We start from the raw sequence: 13,380 nt of genomic DNA, 5'->3' as shown, positions 1-13,380 counted from the left end.
GGGAAAAGCAGTCCGGAGCCTAGGGGGCCGGGGAGCGGGTCGCAATGATGTGGGGCGTCCCGCGGAGGGGAACGCGGCGCTGGACCCGCGAGGGGGTTAGGGTCTGCCGGTCCGCCGGTGTGAGAGGTGTCTCGCGATGAAGCTCTGGGCCCGCTGGTTCCGCATCCCCTTCTGGCAGCGCGTGCTGGGCGCCTTCGTGCTGGGCGCGCTCGCTGGATGGGCGATGGGCGACCGCGCCGGCACGTGGCTCCAGCCGCTGGGCACACTCTACGTCCAGCTGATCCGGATGATCGCCACACCGCTGGTGTTCTTCGCCGTCATCCACGCGGTGTCCGCGCTGCGCGGCCAGAAGAGCGTGGCGGCGCTGGGCGGCCGCACCTTCCTCTGGTTCGCCGTCACCGCCGCGCTGGCCGTGGGCGTGGGCCTGGGCACCGCCGCCCTCACGAAGCCCGGCCTGGGCGTGGGCACGCTCCAGGCGGCCAGCGACTTCAAGCCCCGCCAGGTGCCCGGCCCCGTGCAGGTGCTGCTGGACGTGGTGCCCACCAACCCCTTCGCCGCGCTGGCGGAGGGCAAGATGCTCCAGGTCATCTTCTTCGCGGGCCTGCTGGGCTTCGCGCTGGTGAAGCTGGGGGACCGCACCGCCCGCCTGCGCACGCTCGTGGGCGAGGCCAGCGAGGCGATGATTCAAGTCACCCGCTTCGTGCTGGAGCTGACGCCGCTGGGCACCTTCGGCCTCATCGCCGCGCTGGTGGGCACGTATGGCTTCGAGCGCCTGCTGCCCCTGGGCACCTTCGTCCTCACGCTGTACCTCGCGTGCGCGGTGCACGTCGTCTTTGTGTACGGCGGGCTGCTCGCGGCGCACGGGCTCAACCCGCTGCGCTTCTTCCGGGGCGCCGCACCGGGCATGCAGGTGGCGTTCGTCAGCTCCTCCAGCTTCGCGTCCATGCCGGTGGCCCTGCGCAGCATCACCCACAACCTGGGCGTGGACCGGGACTACGCGGCGTTCGCGGTGCCGCTGGGCGCCAGCATCAAGATGGACGGCTGCGGCGCCATCTACCCGGCGATGACGTCGCTCTTCATCGCGCAATACTTCGGCCTGACGCTGTCCGCGCCCCAGCTCTTCATCATCCTGCTGGCGTCCGTGCTGGGCAGCTTCGGCACCGCGGGCGTGCCCGGTACGGCGGTGGTGATGACCACCGTCGTCCTCAGCGCCGCGGGGCTGCCCCTGGAGGGGCTGGGCTACCTGCTGGCCATCGACCGGGTGCTGGACATGATGCGCACCCTCACCAACGTCACCGGCCAGATGCTGGTGCCCGTCCTGGTGGCCCGCGAGGAGGGCCTGCTGGACCTGGCCGTCTACAACCGCGCGTCCAGCAACGTGGGGCTGGAGGAAGAGCCCCAGCCCCCGTCGCCGGCCGCCTGAGCGCTACTTGCAGGTCTTGGCGGGCATCGAGTCGATCCAATCCGCGATGAGCTGCGAGCCCTCCGCGTGGTGAATCGTGCGGCCAATCTGCGGCATCATCTTGCCGGACTCCTCCGTGTGCAGCCGGTACCAGAGGATGGACTCGTCGTGCTTGCCGGGGACGATGTCGAACTCGCCGCCCACGCCCGCGCCCGCGGAGCCCGGGCGCTTGCACTCGCCCAGGCTGAACAGGCTGGTGTTGTCGAAGTTGAGGAACAGCTGGCTGGTGATGCCCGCCGTGCCCTTCGGGTTGTGGCAATGCGCGCAGTTGATGTCCAGGTACGTGCGCGCCCGCGTGTCCAGGCTCGCCGCCTGCGGGTCGAACGCGTCCGGCGCCTTCGGCAGCTCCGCCTGGGCGGGCAGCCCGTCCAGCTTGCCCAGCGACGCCAGGTACTCCAGCTGGTCGCGCTCCACGCCGCCGTAGGTGTTCGTGCGGTGCAGGTAGCGCGCCTTCACGCCAATGGGGTGCATCACCTGCGTCCCCTGCGCGTCCACCAGGTGGTGGCACTGCTGGCACTGGTTCTTGGAGGGCACCGCGTACCGGAACGACCGGGTCTCCCCCTCCAGGTCGATGAACGTCACGTCCCGCACACGGCCGCCGGTGGCCAGCGTGGCCTCCGTCTGCTCGGTGTTCCAGACGTACGGCCACGCCTCCCAGCCGGAAGGCTGGTGCACCAGGACGCGCGTCTCGATGACCCGCACGTCCTGGTCCGGATTCCGCAGGTCCGCCGGGAAGGCGAACGTCTTCGTGATGAGCGTCCCCACCGGCAGGTCCAGCGCGTCCACGGGCTGGTAGTGCGCCGTCTTGCCGGGGGGGATGTAGAGGGTGCGTGACTTGACCGAGTAGTCGGAGAACAGCGGCGTGGACAGGGTGTAGGGCAGGTTGCCCTCCACCGGGATGAGCCCCCCGTCCGCCGGGCTTCCGGTGAACAGCCCGAAGCCCGACAGCGCGTTGGGGATCACCATCGGAGCCCCCGCGTCCACGGGCCCCGCGTCCGGAGCGCCCGCATCCAGCGTTCCGGCATCCGTGCCCGCGTCCGGTTCACCCGCGTCCCCCGTTCCGGCATCCGGCACGGAGGTCCCCGAGTCGGGTGTGGGCCCGGGGCCTTCCGGGTCGGAGGAACCGCAGGCCGCCAGCGTCAACGCCAGCAGCACCACGGAGAGACGGGGGCTCACGAACGACGTCCACATGGGTGTCACGCTCCCTGACCTCGGTTACTGGATGAAGTCGCCAATCGTCAGCGCGGGGCTGAAGCCCGAGCAGGCGAACTCCGCCTTCGTGGCCGGGTAGTGCCGCGTGAGGGCCCACCCGCCCGCGAAGTTGCCCGTGGCCGCGGCCGCGCCCGCCGACACCAGGTCCAGGTCCGCGATGGCGTTGACGGTGCCCGAGGGCAGCGTGTTGTCGGTGAAGCAGATGTTGATGGGGTTCACCAGCGTGCGGGGATGGCCGTAGGGGTCCACGCCGTCCCACACCAGGTGCTCCACGCCCTTCGCGCCCTGCATCTCGCCGTAGGTGTAGAGCGCCGCCAGGGCCGCGCCCAGGGGCCGCAGCTGCGGGCTCAGGTTGCCGTTGTCCACGTTGTCGCCGCTGCCACCCTGGAAGGTGTTGCCGTGGATGTAGATGTCCGAGCTCTCGAAGTTGAAGCCACCCGCCGCCCACAGCGCGGTGTCATCCTCGATGGTGAGGCCGCTCAGCACCGCCACGTCCACCGTGTTGTTGTTGCCCCAGATGTTGCCCGTCAGCTCCACGCGGCGCGACGCCAGCATGAACGTGCCGGTGCCCGCCGGCACCTGAGACACCGTGCTGCTGCTGGCCGCGACGGAGGCGAAGTTGTGCCGGTTGTTGCCGGTGATGGTGTTGTTCTTCACGCGGATGTCGGTGCCCATGATGGGGTTGCCCGGCAGGTCGAACACCACCAGGCCCGTGGTGTTGTCCTGAGCCGTGTTGCCCAGCACGTAGGCGTACTTCGTGTTCTCGATCTCGATGCCCGCCACGTTCTGCTTCGCCACGCTGTTGCGCACGACGGCGTACTCCGTCTGGCCCACGTAGATGCCCGCGTCCGCGGCGTTGTACGCCTCGCAGTCCTCGATGAGGACGTACTTGGACTTCACCGGGTACAGGCCGTACTTGCCGTTGTCCTCCTTGTCGGCCTCCGCCCACTCCGTGCGCACGCGGCGCATGACGACGTCGGTGGAGGACTCCACGCGGATGGCGTCCTTCTTCGCGTTCCACACCGCCAGGTCGCTCACCGTGAAGCGGTTGCCCACCACGTCCAGGCCGTTGGAGTTCGACGCGGCGTGGGTGAACACCAGCACCGTGCTCTGCGCTCCGCCCGTGCCCTCGCCCTTCGTGCCCTTGCCCGCGCCCACCAGCGTGATGCCGTTCTGGCGGATGGTGATGGCGTTGTCGAAGGTGTACGTGCCCGCCGCCAACTGGACGGTGGTGCACTCGGCCAGCGTGTTCACCTGGTCCTGGAGCGCCTCCTCCTGGCCCGGCGCGAAGTTCAGCGTCGTCTGGGTCTTGCCCTCGCAGGAGAAGTCGCCCGCGCTGCCGCCGTCCCAGGGGATGCCCGTGTCCACGCTTCCCGCGTCGCTGCCCGCGTCCGTGTTCGTACCCGCGTCCACCTTCACGCCCGAGTCCGGCGTGGTGTCTTCCTCTTCCGGGCAGCCGGTCAGCGAGAGGGCCCCCACCAGGGCCAGAACGGTCGCGCGCGTAGCGCGAATCCACTGCAAACGGGGCATGTCGTTCCTCCGCGAGGCCGCTCCGCATGGGCCACGGGGAAGCGCCCGCGGCCCGCGAAGCAGCGGGAAGGCGGCATGCTCGGAGCAAAGACACACTGACGACAAGCACAAGTTTCACGCTTGTGCTTTGACGCAGCGTCCCTTCAGTCACGCTCAAAAAAGCACGCGCACGCGGTAAGCCTATCGTTCGCAATGTGTCCGGAATGCGAATGACGCACGGCCCCATGACAGGCGCCCGGACAGGCTCGCGGGCATGAGCGCCGTGCTCCCCGGAGCCGACCCGCGCGGTCATCTTGAGAAGGAGGTCGCGGCGCGGCTCCCCTCTCCCGCGACGGAAAGAACGAGGACGCCCATGCGCACTGGCCCCCTGGTGACCCTGGTGGTGGCGCTCGCGTCAGGTCCGGCCATGCCGGTCCTGGCGCAGCAGGACGAAGCGATGACTGCCCCGGAAGGCAATGATTCGCAGAACCTGGACGGCCAACAATCACTGACAAGTGATTCCGGCACCAACGCCTTCTGGGACAATTACTGGTATCAGCCGCCCGCCGACGCGTACCAATTCCAGCAGCCCCTCGCCGGCTCGTACCAGCGCGAACAGCCGATGGCCGGTTCGTACCAGCTCGAGCAGCCGCTCGTCGGCAGCTACCAGATCCAGCAACCGCTCATCGGCAGCTACCAGCTCCAGCAGCCGCTCATCGGCAGCTACCAGCTCCAGCAGCCGCTGAATGGGACGTACCAGCTCCAGCAGCCGCTCATGGGGACGCAGCAGCAGCCGCTGCGCCACCGTTGAACGCGTTGGCTACCGCCGGGCGTTGAAGGTGTCGCACGCCTCCAGCGTCCCCTGCTCCAGACCGCGCTTGAACCAGGTCATGCGCTGCGCGGCGGAGCCATGGGTGAAGGACTCGGGGACGACATGGCCCCGGGCGCGCTTTTGGAGGGTGTCGTCGCCCACGGCGCTGGCGGCGCCCAGGCCCTCCTCCACGTCACCCTGCTCCAGGATGTTCCGCGCCTTCTGCGCGTGGTGGGCCCAGATGCCGGCGAAGCAGTCCGCCTGGAGCTCCGTCAGCACGGAGAGCTGGTTGGCCTGCTCCTCGCTCACGCGGTTGCGCAGGGACTGCACCTTGCGGGAGACGCCCAGCAGGTTCTGCACGTGGTGCCCCACCTCATGCGCGATGACGTACGCGCGGCCGAAGTCACCCGGCGCGCCGAAGCGGCTCTCCAGCTCGTCGAAGAAGCTCAGGTCCAGGTACACCTTCTGGTCGCCCGGACAATAGAAGGGCCCCACCGCGCTCTCCTGCATGCCGCACGCGGACTGCACCGCGTCCGAGAAGAGCACCATGTGCGGCTGCACGTAGCGCACGCCCTGGGGCTCCAGCAGGCCGGGCCACGTGTCCTCGGTGTCCGCGAGCACGACGGAGGCGAAGTCCTTCAGCTCCTCCTGCCGCGGCTCCACGTTCCCGGAGCCGCCCGTGCCCGGCTGCGAATAGGGAGAGGTGCGCGTGCCGATCTGCACGTCGGACGGGTCGCCGCCCAGCAGCATCACCAGCAGGGCCACCACCAGTGACGCGGCGCCACCGCCCACCGCGAGCGGGCGTCCGAAGCCACCACCCCGCCGGTCCTCGATGTTCGAGCTGCGACGTCCGCCTTCCCACCTCATCCCGTGCCCCCTGTCTCGCGAAGACGATCCGAGGACCAAGGTAGGCAGCGGGCCCTCCGTCAGCGACGGTGCGGCCCCAGGGCTGCCGGATGTCAGGAGGTCCGCAGGGCAGGCAGGCGGACGGGCCTTCGCCGCGCCTACTTGTTGGGAGAGAAGCCCACCGCGCCGGAGGCCACACGCGCGGCCGTGCCCAGGCGCTCCAGCAGCGCGGGACCGAAGTACTGGCGCCGGGACTCGCCCTGGCCCTCGCGCACCCGCTCCGGCGTGTCCAGGTAGCCCACGTAGCCGTTGGCGAGCCCCAGCACGTGCGTGGCCCCGGTGAGGTCCGCCAGCGCCCGGCCCGCGCCCACGGTGGGTTCACCCGGAATGGACAAGAGCTCCAGGGGCCCCAGCGCCAGCGCGTCCACCTCCGCCTCGCGCGGTGACGAACCGCACAGGAAGTTGTCCCCCGCCGCGCGGGTGAAGGCGGGCACCAGCCGCGACGAGTCCGGCCGGGGCAGCGCCGTCTGGACGCGCGCGAACGCCAGCCGCACCGGCGTCTCCACGGACGCCGGGGCCGCCCCGTCCGCCAGAGCCGACAGCTTGCGCGCGAAGCCCAGGGCGCGCTCGGGGCCCTGCCCTTCGTTGAAGGACACGGTCGCATTGCCCTCGCTACCCTGCACGAGCAGCGTGACGCCACTGCCAGCCTCCTCGCGCAGCGCGCTCAGCCGGCCCGGGAAGTCCGGATCCAACAACTCCCGCTGCCGGGGAATGAGCGTGGCGTGGCCGGCGAACACCAGCACCTCCGCCACGGGCCCCTCCGCTCCGCGCAACACCGCCCGCGTGAGCTGGCCGTCCGGGGCATCCCCACCGGAGCGGGAATGGACGAGCCCCGCGTCCGCGGCGCCGCCCACCTCCAGTGTCACGTCCTTCATGGAGGCCGCGGCCTTCTCCAGCGCCTCGCTCGCGCCCTCCACCACCGCGTTCACGGACGCCTCCCGGTAGCGCCCCGTGCCGGAGAGCTGGGCCGCCCACCGCGCGTCGTAGCCTCCAAAGGAGGAGTGCGTGTGCGTGGCCACCACCAGCACCTCCTTCACCCCGGCCTTCGCGGCGCGCTCGCGCACCCGCGCCGTGATTTCCGGCGTCACCAGGAGCAGCTCCAGCGACACCACGCCCACACGCGCGCCACCGGCCTCCAGGACCAGGGCCCTCGCATGGAGGGGGAGCTCGGCCTGGCTCGCCTCGGGCCGGGGTGGGACGTAGCCCGCCACCACCACCGGATAGGGAGGGGAGAGGGCCACCTTCGCCGCGCCCGCGCGCAGGGGGCCTTCGCCACGCACCTGTGACAGCACCTCGGGCGTGCGCTCCTCCCACTTCCCGCACCAGTTCCAGGAGGCGAGCGCGTAGGCGGCCCCGGCCGTTAGCAAGGCGAAGGGCAGCAAGGGACGGAGGAAGGAGCGCCGGGAAGAGGACATGCCGGAGGGCAGCGTAACCCCTCGGCGCTTCCAGGCGGCTCCTACCTTTCAGGCCACGGCACCTTGCCTGGCCTACAAGGGCCGACGTCGGCTGATGGTGGAATACCCACCTTCAAGGCGTGCGTTCCTGTTCCGCTTCGAGGTCGAAAGGGGTAAGGCAGCGCGCCATGTGCGGCATCTTCGGAATCGTGGGTCACGGAGAGGCGTCCAACCTGACGTACCTGGGGTTGCACGCCCTGCAGCACCGCGGACAGGAGTCCGCCGGAATCGTCGCGTCCGACGGGAACACCCTGCGCGCGCACCGGCAGATGGGCCTGGTCGCGGACATCTTCACCGCGCCGGTGATTGAAGGGCTCCCCGGCAAGGCGGCCATCGGCCACGTGCGCTACAGCACGGCGGGTGGCAGCGGCATCAAGAACGCCCAACCGCTGTTCGTGAACTACGCGGGCGGCCAGTTCTCCATCGCGCACAACGGCAACCTGGTGAACGCGGTGGAGCTCAAGGCGGAGCTGGAGTCGGAGGGCGCGCTGTTCCAGTCGGACGCGGACACGGAGGTGGTGATGCACCTCCTCGCCCGCTCCAAGCAGCCCACCTTCGAGGCGCGCCTCGTGGAGGCGCTGCGCCGGGTGGAGGGCGCGTACAGCATCCTGCTCCTCACCGAGGACAAGCTCATCGCGGTGCGCGACCCCAACGGCTTCCGGCCGCTGGTGCTGGGCAAGATGAAGGAAGGCGCGTACGTGCTCGCCAGCGAGACGACGGCGCTGGACCTCATCGAAGCGGAAATCGTGCGCGAGCTGGAGCCGGGCGAGCTGGTCGTCATCGAGAACGGCGTGCTGCGCTCCAGCATGCCCTTCAAGCCCGCGCCCCGGCTGGGCCGCTGCATCTTCGAGCACGTCTACTTCGCCAAGCCGGACTCGGTGCTCTTCGGCAGCAGCGTGTACGAGGTGCGCAAGCGCCTGGGCATGCAGCTGGCGCGCGAGCAGCCCGCGGAGGCCGACCTGGTCATCGCGGTGCCGGACTCGGGCGTGCCCGCGGCCATCGGCTTCTCGCAGGCGAGCGGCATCCCCTACGACGTGGGCCTCATCCGCAGCCACTACGTGGGCCGCACCTTCATCGAGCCGCAGCAGTCCATCCGCCACTTCGGCGTGAAGCTGAAGCTGTCCGCCGTGCGCCAGGTGCTCAAGGGCAAGCGCGTGGTGGTGGTGGACGACTCCATCGTGCGCGGCACCACCAGCCGCAAGATCGTGAAGATGCTCAAGGCCGCGGGCGCCGTGGAGGTGCACCTGCGCATCTCGTCGCCGCCCACGCAGTGGCCCTGCTACTACGGCATCGACACGCCCAGCCGCACGGAGCTCATCGCGGCCAGCCACACCACGGAGGAGATCGCGAAGTACGTGACGGCGGACTCCCTGGGCTACCTGTCGCTGGAGGGCCTGGGCACGGCGGTGGAGGACCCGAAGCGGAGCACCTACTGCACCGCGTGCTTCTCCGGGCAGTACCTCACCGAAAAGCTGTCCCAGAGCGCGGGTGCCACCAAGCTCAGCGCCTGAGGTGTCAGCCGCGCCTTCGGGCCGGCCCGGGCTCGCCCAGGCGGAGCGGCAGTTCGTCCGCTCCGTCGTCGCGGGCCTCGTGTTGTTGGGCGCGGTCGCCGTCGCGGGGCCGCTGCTCTCCTACCGAAGTGACGTCGCCGGAGCCCGTGCGGAGTTCCAGTCCCGCATGACGCGCGAGGCCCGCGTCTACGCGGAGGCGCTGGGCCTGCACCTGAAGCTGCTCCAGACGGAGCTGTTGCGCGTGTCCGAAGGCGTGGGCCCGGACGTGAAGCGCGAACTGCCCACCGAGGACCTCCAGGACCTCACCACGCCCCGCGCCGGCCTCTTCCACGCGGGCGTGATGGTGCTGGACGCGCAGGGCAAGCTGCGATGGAGCGACCCGCCGCTCGACGAGGCGCAAGCCCAGGACGGCTTCGCCACGCGCCCCTGGTTCCAGCAGGTGCTCGCGCGCCAGACGTCGGTGGTGGACGCCATCGCGCCGGGCGCGTCCCTCTTCGTCGTCGCGGTGCCGGTGGTGCGCGCGGGCGAAACGACCGCGGTGCTCGCGGGCCTGCTGGACACGGGGACGGCGCTGCCGGGCGGACGGCCCCTGAGCAACGACCTGGAGCTGCTCGTCCTCAACGCCTCGGGAGACCTCTTCCTGCCGAGCGCGCCGCCCTCGTGGGCCAACGTGTCGCGAGCGTCCGGGGAGCTGCGCGACTTCATCCGCGAGGGCGTCCGGCCCCCGTCCCTGGACGCGATGCCGGAGACCTTCCTCACCGCCACGCCCGTGCCCGGCACGGGGCTGCACCTGGTGCTCGCCGCGGATGAGACAGCTCTGCTGTCCGGGCTGCGCGACCGCTTCCTCGTGCAGCTGCTGGTGCTGGCGCTGCTCCAGGTGGGCACGCTGGTGCTCTTCACCGTCCACTGGCGCCGCGTCTACGGCCTGTTCCGCGAGGTCGAATCGCGCTCCGCTCGGCAGGAGAAGATGGCCGCGCTGGGCAGCGCCGCCAGCCTCATCGCGCATGAGGTGAAGAACTCCCTCAACGGCCTCAAGGCCGCCACGGGCCTCGTCTCTCCTGAAGGCGAGGGTGGGCTCGTGGTGCGCACGCTGCACGGGCAGATTGACCGGCTGGCGCACCTGGCCACGTCGCTGCTCAACTTCGGCAAGCCGCCCGTCGTGCGCCGCGTGGACGTGAACCTGTCCCAGCTGGTGCGTGACGTGGTGGAGGGCCTGCGCTCGCTGCCGGAGGCGGGTGAGGTGCGCGTGGACGTGGACGTGCCCCCGGACGCGGCGCCCCTGTCCTGCGACCCGCTGCTCCTCACCACCGCGCTGGACAACCTGGTGCGCAACGCGATGGAGGCCACGGTGGCGGCCAAGGACCTGGGCAAGGTGACCGAACCCCAGGTGCGCGTGCGAGCCCGCCTGGACGCGGACGTCGCGGTGGTGACGGTGGAGGACAACGGGGGCGGGCCGCCGCCGGACGTGGAGGGGCACCTCTTCGAGCCCTTCCACACCTCCAAGCCCAAGGGCATCGGCCTGGGGCTGGCAATGACACGCCAGGCGCTGGAGCATCAGGGCGGACAGCTCACCTTCGAGCGCCTCCCCGACGGCAGCCGCTTCCTCCTCCACCTTCCCCGAGTGCCCCGGCCATGAGCCTCCCCGTCCTCTTGGTGGATGATGACCGCGCCTTCTCGACCGTCGCGGCGGTGGCGCTGCAACGCGAGGGCTTCAGCCTCACGGTGGCGCACTCGCTGCACGAGGCCCGCGCGTCGCTCGCGAAGGCCACGCCCGTGCTGTTGGTGCTGGACCGCCGCCTGCCGGACGGAGACGGGCTCTCGTTCCTGCCCGAGCTGAAGGCGCACGCGCCCGGCGTGGCGGTGGTGATGGTGACGGCGCACGGGGACATCGCCAGCGCGGTGGACGCGGTGCGAGCGGGCGCGGCGGACTACCTGGCCAAGCCCGTGGAGCTGGCGGACCTGGTGCTGCGCGCGCGCCGGGCCGTGGACGCGAGCCGTTTGAGGGACCGCCTGGAGACGGCGGAGGCGGAGCTGTCCGGCCGCCGCCGGCTGGTGCCCCCCACGTCCGCCGCGATGCAGCGGGTGTTCGCGATGCTGGAGCGCATCGCCGCGTCGCCGCGAAGCCCGGTGCTGCTCTTGGGCGAGACGGGCGTGGGCAAGGAGCAGCTCGCTCGGCACCTGCATGCGCTCGCGTCGAAGGACGGGGGCGCGCCCTTCGTGCACATCAACTGCGCGGCCCTGCCCGAGCAGACGGTGGAGAGCGAGCTGTTTGGCCACGAGAAGGGCGCCTTCACCGATGCGCGCTCCGCGAGGCGCGGGCTGGTGGAGGTGGCCCACGGCGGCGTGCTCTTCCTGGATGAAGTGGGCGAGCTGCCGCTCCCGCTCCAGGCGAAGCTGCTGACGTTCCTGGACTCAGGGCGCTTCCGCCGGCTGGGCGGCACCACGGAGCAGACGAGCACCGCGCGCATCGTGGCCGCCACCAACCGGGACCTGCCGAAGCAGATGTCGGGCGGCAACTTCCGCGAGGACCTCTGGTTCCGCCTGGGTGTGTTCCGCATCGACATCCCCCCGCTGCGAAAGCGGCGCGAGGACATCCTCCCGCTGGCGGAAGGGATGCTCGCGGACCTGGGCCGTGAGCTGGGCCGGCGCGACGTCAGTCTGGGAGCGAAGGCCCGCGCGAGGCTCGCGGCCTATGCGTTCCCGGGCAACGTGCGCGAGCTGCGCAACATCCTGGAGCGGGCGCTGGTGCTGGAGCCTGGACCGGAGCTGGAGCTGGAGGTGCTTGGCGGCACGCCCTCCGTGAGCGGCGCGGTGAAGGTGGAGGCACCGGCCGCGGTGGCGCCGGGAGCCTTCAGCGTGACGGAGCCCGTGCCCATGGAGGACCTGGAGCAGGCCTACGTGCGCTGGGTCCTGGAGCGGCTGGGTGGCCGGCGCATGGAGGCGGCGAAGGCGCTCGGGTTGTCCTATCCGACCTTCCTCAAGCGCCTGGGCGACACCTGAAGCGATTTGCAGTGCCCGCGATGAAAGGATTTTGAAGTCCCGGGCGCTGAAAGGATTTTGAAGTCGCGCGGCGCCGCATCCGCGCGGATTTGCTGGGGCCAGGCCGGGCACACGGCTTGCGAAGGGGCTCCTCCGGATTCTCACCGGAGCCTGCCGCTTGCGCCGTTCCCTCCCCGCACTCATCGCCCTGGGCACCCTGGTCGGCCTCACCGCCGGTGCCGAGCAGCACCCCACGTCCTCCGCCACGCTGCTGCTCTCCACCTTGCCGGACGACGACGGTCTGGCGGAGCTCCTCTGGGAGCACTCCGCGGACTTCGCGGACGACCGTGCCCGCCTCGCGGCGTCGCGAGCGGATCACCAGCGCACGCACCTGCTGCCCAATCCGGAGCTGGACGTGTCGATGAACACCATCCCCATTGGCGCCACGAACCCGCCGGGCCTGCGCCGCCTGGACGACGTGCCCAACTACGTCGTGGGTGTGTCGGAGCTGGTGGAGCTGGGCAAGCGGGGCCCGCGTCAGGACGCGGCGAAGGCGGCGCTGTCCGCCACCACGCTGGACGTGCACGCCGCGCTGAGGGCCCGCACGTACGACGTGCTGGAGCGGGCGGCGGAAGTGGCCACCACGGAGGTGCGCATCGCGGAGCTGACGAAGCTCACCGACGACGCGCTGAAGCTCACGGACCTGCAACGCGCCAGACAGCAGCACGGCGACGCCGCGGGCCTGGACGTGGACCGCTCCACGTTGGAGGCGCAGTCGCTGGAGACGTCGCTGGGAGAGGAGCGCGTGAAGCTCACGGATGCGCTGCTCGCCTGCGCGCAGCTCGCGGGCATCCCGTGTGAGCCGTTCGGAAGCCACGAGCGGGCAATGGCCTTCCTCCAGGCGAGGCTCGACCGAGGACCCGCGCCCGCCGCCATCGAAGCCCGGCCGGACCTGCGGGCCCTGAGCGCGCAGGAGGACTCCGCGCGGTCCTCGCTGACGTTGGCGCAGCGCCGCTGGATTCCGGATCCGACGGTGCGAGCTGGCTACACGCGAGACCAGTTCATGATCTCCGGCAACCAGAAGAACTCCCTCTTCGTGGGCCTGTCGATTCCGCTCCCTCTCTTCGACCACGGTCAGGCGGACGCGCACGCCGCCAGCGCGAGCGCCCAGTCCGCGAGGGCCGCGCGGGAGCTGCTCACGGCCCAGGCCTCGCGCGAAACGGACACGCTGAACCAGCAGCTGCGATCCGTGCAGGAGCGCCGGCAGAAGCTCCACACGCAGACGCTGCCGCTGGCCGAAGGCGTGGTGCAGCGCCTGGACGCGGCGGTGAAGGCCGGAGGCGCGGCGTTGCAGGACCTGCTCCTCGCGCGCCGGACCTACGGAGAGCTGGTGTTGCACGCGGCCGACCTGGACCAGACCGCCTACCGCCTCACCATCGCCATCGCCCGGGCCAGCGCCGCCGGTCCACGCGCACCGGAAACGCTGAACAACCCCCGTTCCTGATCTCCCCCCTTCCAGAAAGCCCCCCCATGAAC

Annotated in this window: 10 protein-coding genes; 6 read left to right on the top strand and 4 right to left on the bottom strand. The window is 70.8% G+C overall.

The features are described 5' to 3' along the window. The first annotated feature begins 136 nt into the window (after positions 1-136). Positions 137-1,423: a dicarboxylate/amino acid:cation symporter gene (locus D7Y21_RS15020; RefSeq protein WP_121713959.1), complete on the top strand. Its 1,287-nt coding sequence runs from the start codon at positions 137-139 to the stop codon at positions 1,421-1,423. A gap of 3 nt (positions 1,424-1,426) precedes the next feature. Here the strand turns inward: D7Y21_RS15020 and D7Y21_RS15015 are convergent, their stop codons facing one another. Together D7Y21_RS15015 and D7Y21_RS15010 are read right to left on the bottom strand one after the other, a co-directional pair. After that, positions 1,427-2,638, bottom strand: a complete 1,212-nt coding sequence (locus D7Y21_RS15015; RefSeq protein ID WP_233612110.1) for an SO2930 family diheme c-type cytochrome — start codon at positions 2,636-2,638, stop codon at positions 1,427-1,429. A gap of 39 nt (positions 2,639-2,677) precedes the next feature. Next, the gene (locus D7Y21_RS15010; RefSeq protein WP_120561989.1) at positions 2,678-4,204 is read right to left on the bottom strand and encodes a parallel beta-helix domain-containing protein; all 1,527 of its coding nucleotides are present in this window, start codon (positions 4,202-4,204) and stop codon (positions 2,678-2,680) included. 352 nt (positions 4,205-4,556) lie between these two features. On the opposite strand from D7Y21_RS15010, the gene D7Y21_RS15005 reads away from it, so the two are divergent. After that, a complete protein-coding gene (locus D7Y21_RS15005; RefSeq protein WP_121713955.1) occupies positions 4,557-4,994 on the top strand; it encodes a hypothetical protein in 438 nt (145 codons plus the stop codon). Positions 4,995-5,003: 9 nt separating this feature from the next. On the opposite strand, the gene D7Y21_RS15000 is transcribed toward D7Y21_RS15005, so the two are convergent. Continuing rightward, positions 5,004-5,861 carry a neutral zinc metallopeptidase gene (locus tag D7Y21_RS15000; protein ID WP_121713953.1) on the bottom strand — a complete coding sequence of 286 codons (858 nt, stop codon included), beginning with the start codon at positions 5,859-5,861 and terminating at the stop codon, positions 5,004-5,006. Positions 5,862-5,998: 137 nt separating this feature from the next. Further along, on the bottom strand, positions 5,999-7,315 hold the full coding sequence (locus D7Y21_RS14995; RefSeq protein WP_120561992.1) for a neutral/alkaline non-lysosomal ceramidase N-terminal domain-containing protein: 1,317 nt from the start codon (positions 7,313-7,315) through the stop codon (positions 5,999-6,001). Between the two features lie 167 nt (positions 7,316-7,482). Between D7Y21_RS14995 and purF the strand changes: the two genes are divergently transcribed. The 4 genes from purF to D7Y21_RS14975 all read left to right on the top strand — a co-directional run bounded on the left by purF (position 7,483) and on the right by D7Y21_RS14975 (position 13,348). Continuing rightward, positions 7,483-8,865 carry an amidophosphoribosyltransferase gene (purF, locus tag D7Y21_RS14990; RefSeq protein WP_233591428.1) on the top strand — a complete coding sequence of 461 codons (1,383 nt, stop codon included), beginning with the start codon at positions 7,483-7,485 and terminating at the stop codon, positions 8,863-8,865. A gap of 1 nt (position 8,866) precedes the next feature. After that, positions 8,867-10,501 (top strand): sensor histidine kinase, encoded by a 1,635-nt coding sequence (locus D7Y21_RS14985; protein WP_233612109.1) that lies wholly within the window; start codon positions 8,867-8,869, stop codon positions 10,499-10,501. After that, positions 10,498-11,865 carry a sigma-54 dependent transcriptional regulator gene (locus D7Y21_RS14980; RefSeq protein WP_120561995.1) on the top strand — a complete coding sequence of 456 codons (1,368 nt, stop codon included), beginning with the start codon at positions 10,498-10,500 and terminating at the stop codon, positions 11,863-11,865. The genes D7Y21_RS14985 and D7Y21_RS14980 overlap by 4 nt, the downstream gene beginning before the upstream one ends. Before the next feature lie 157 nt (positions 11,866-12,022). Beyond that, the gene (locus D7Y21_RS14975; RefSeq protein WP_121713949.1) at positions 12,023-13,348 is read left to right on the top strand and encodes a TolC family protein; all 1,326 of its coding nucleotides are present in this window, start codon (positions 12,023-12,025) and stop codon (positions 13,346-13,348) included. Positions 13,349-13,380: the final 32 nt, after the last annotated feature.

It is taken from the genome of Corallococcus sp. AB045 (assembly GCF_003668895.1).
GTDB classification, from domain to species: Bacteria; Myxococcota; Myxococcia; order Myxococcales; family Myxococcaceae; genus Corallococcus; species Corallococcus coralloides.
The sequence above is the reverse complement of the archived record's forward strand: the minus strand, read 5'-3'. Positions and strand labels throughout refer to the sequence as shown.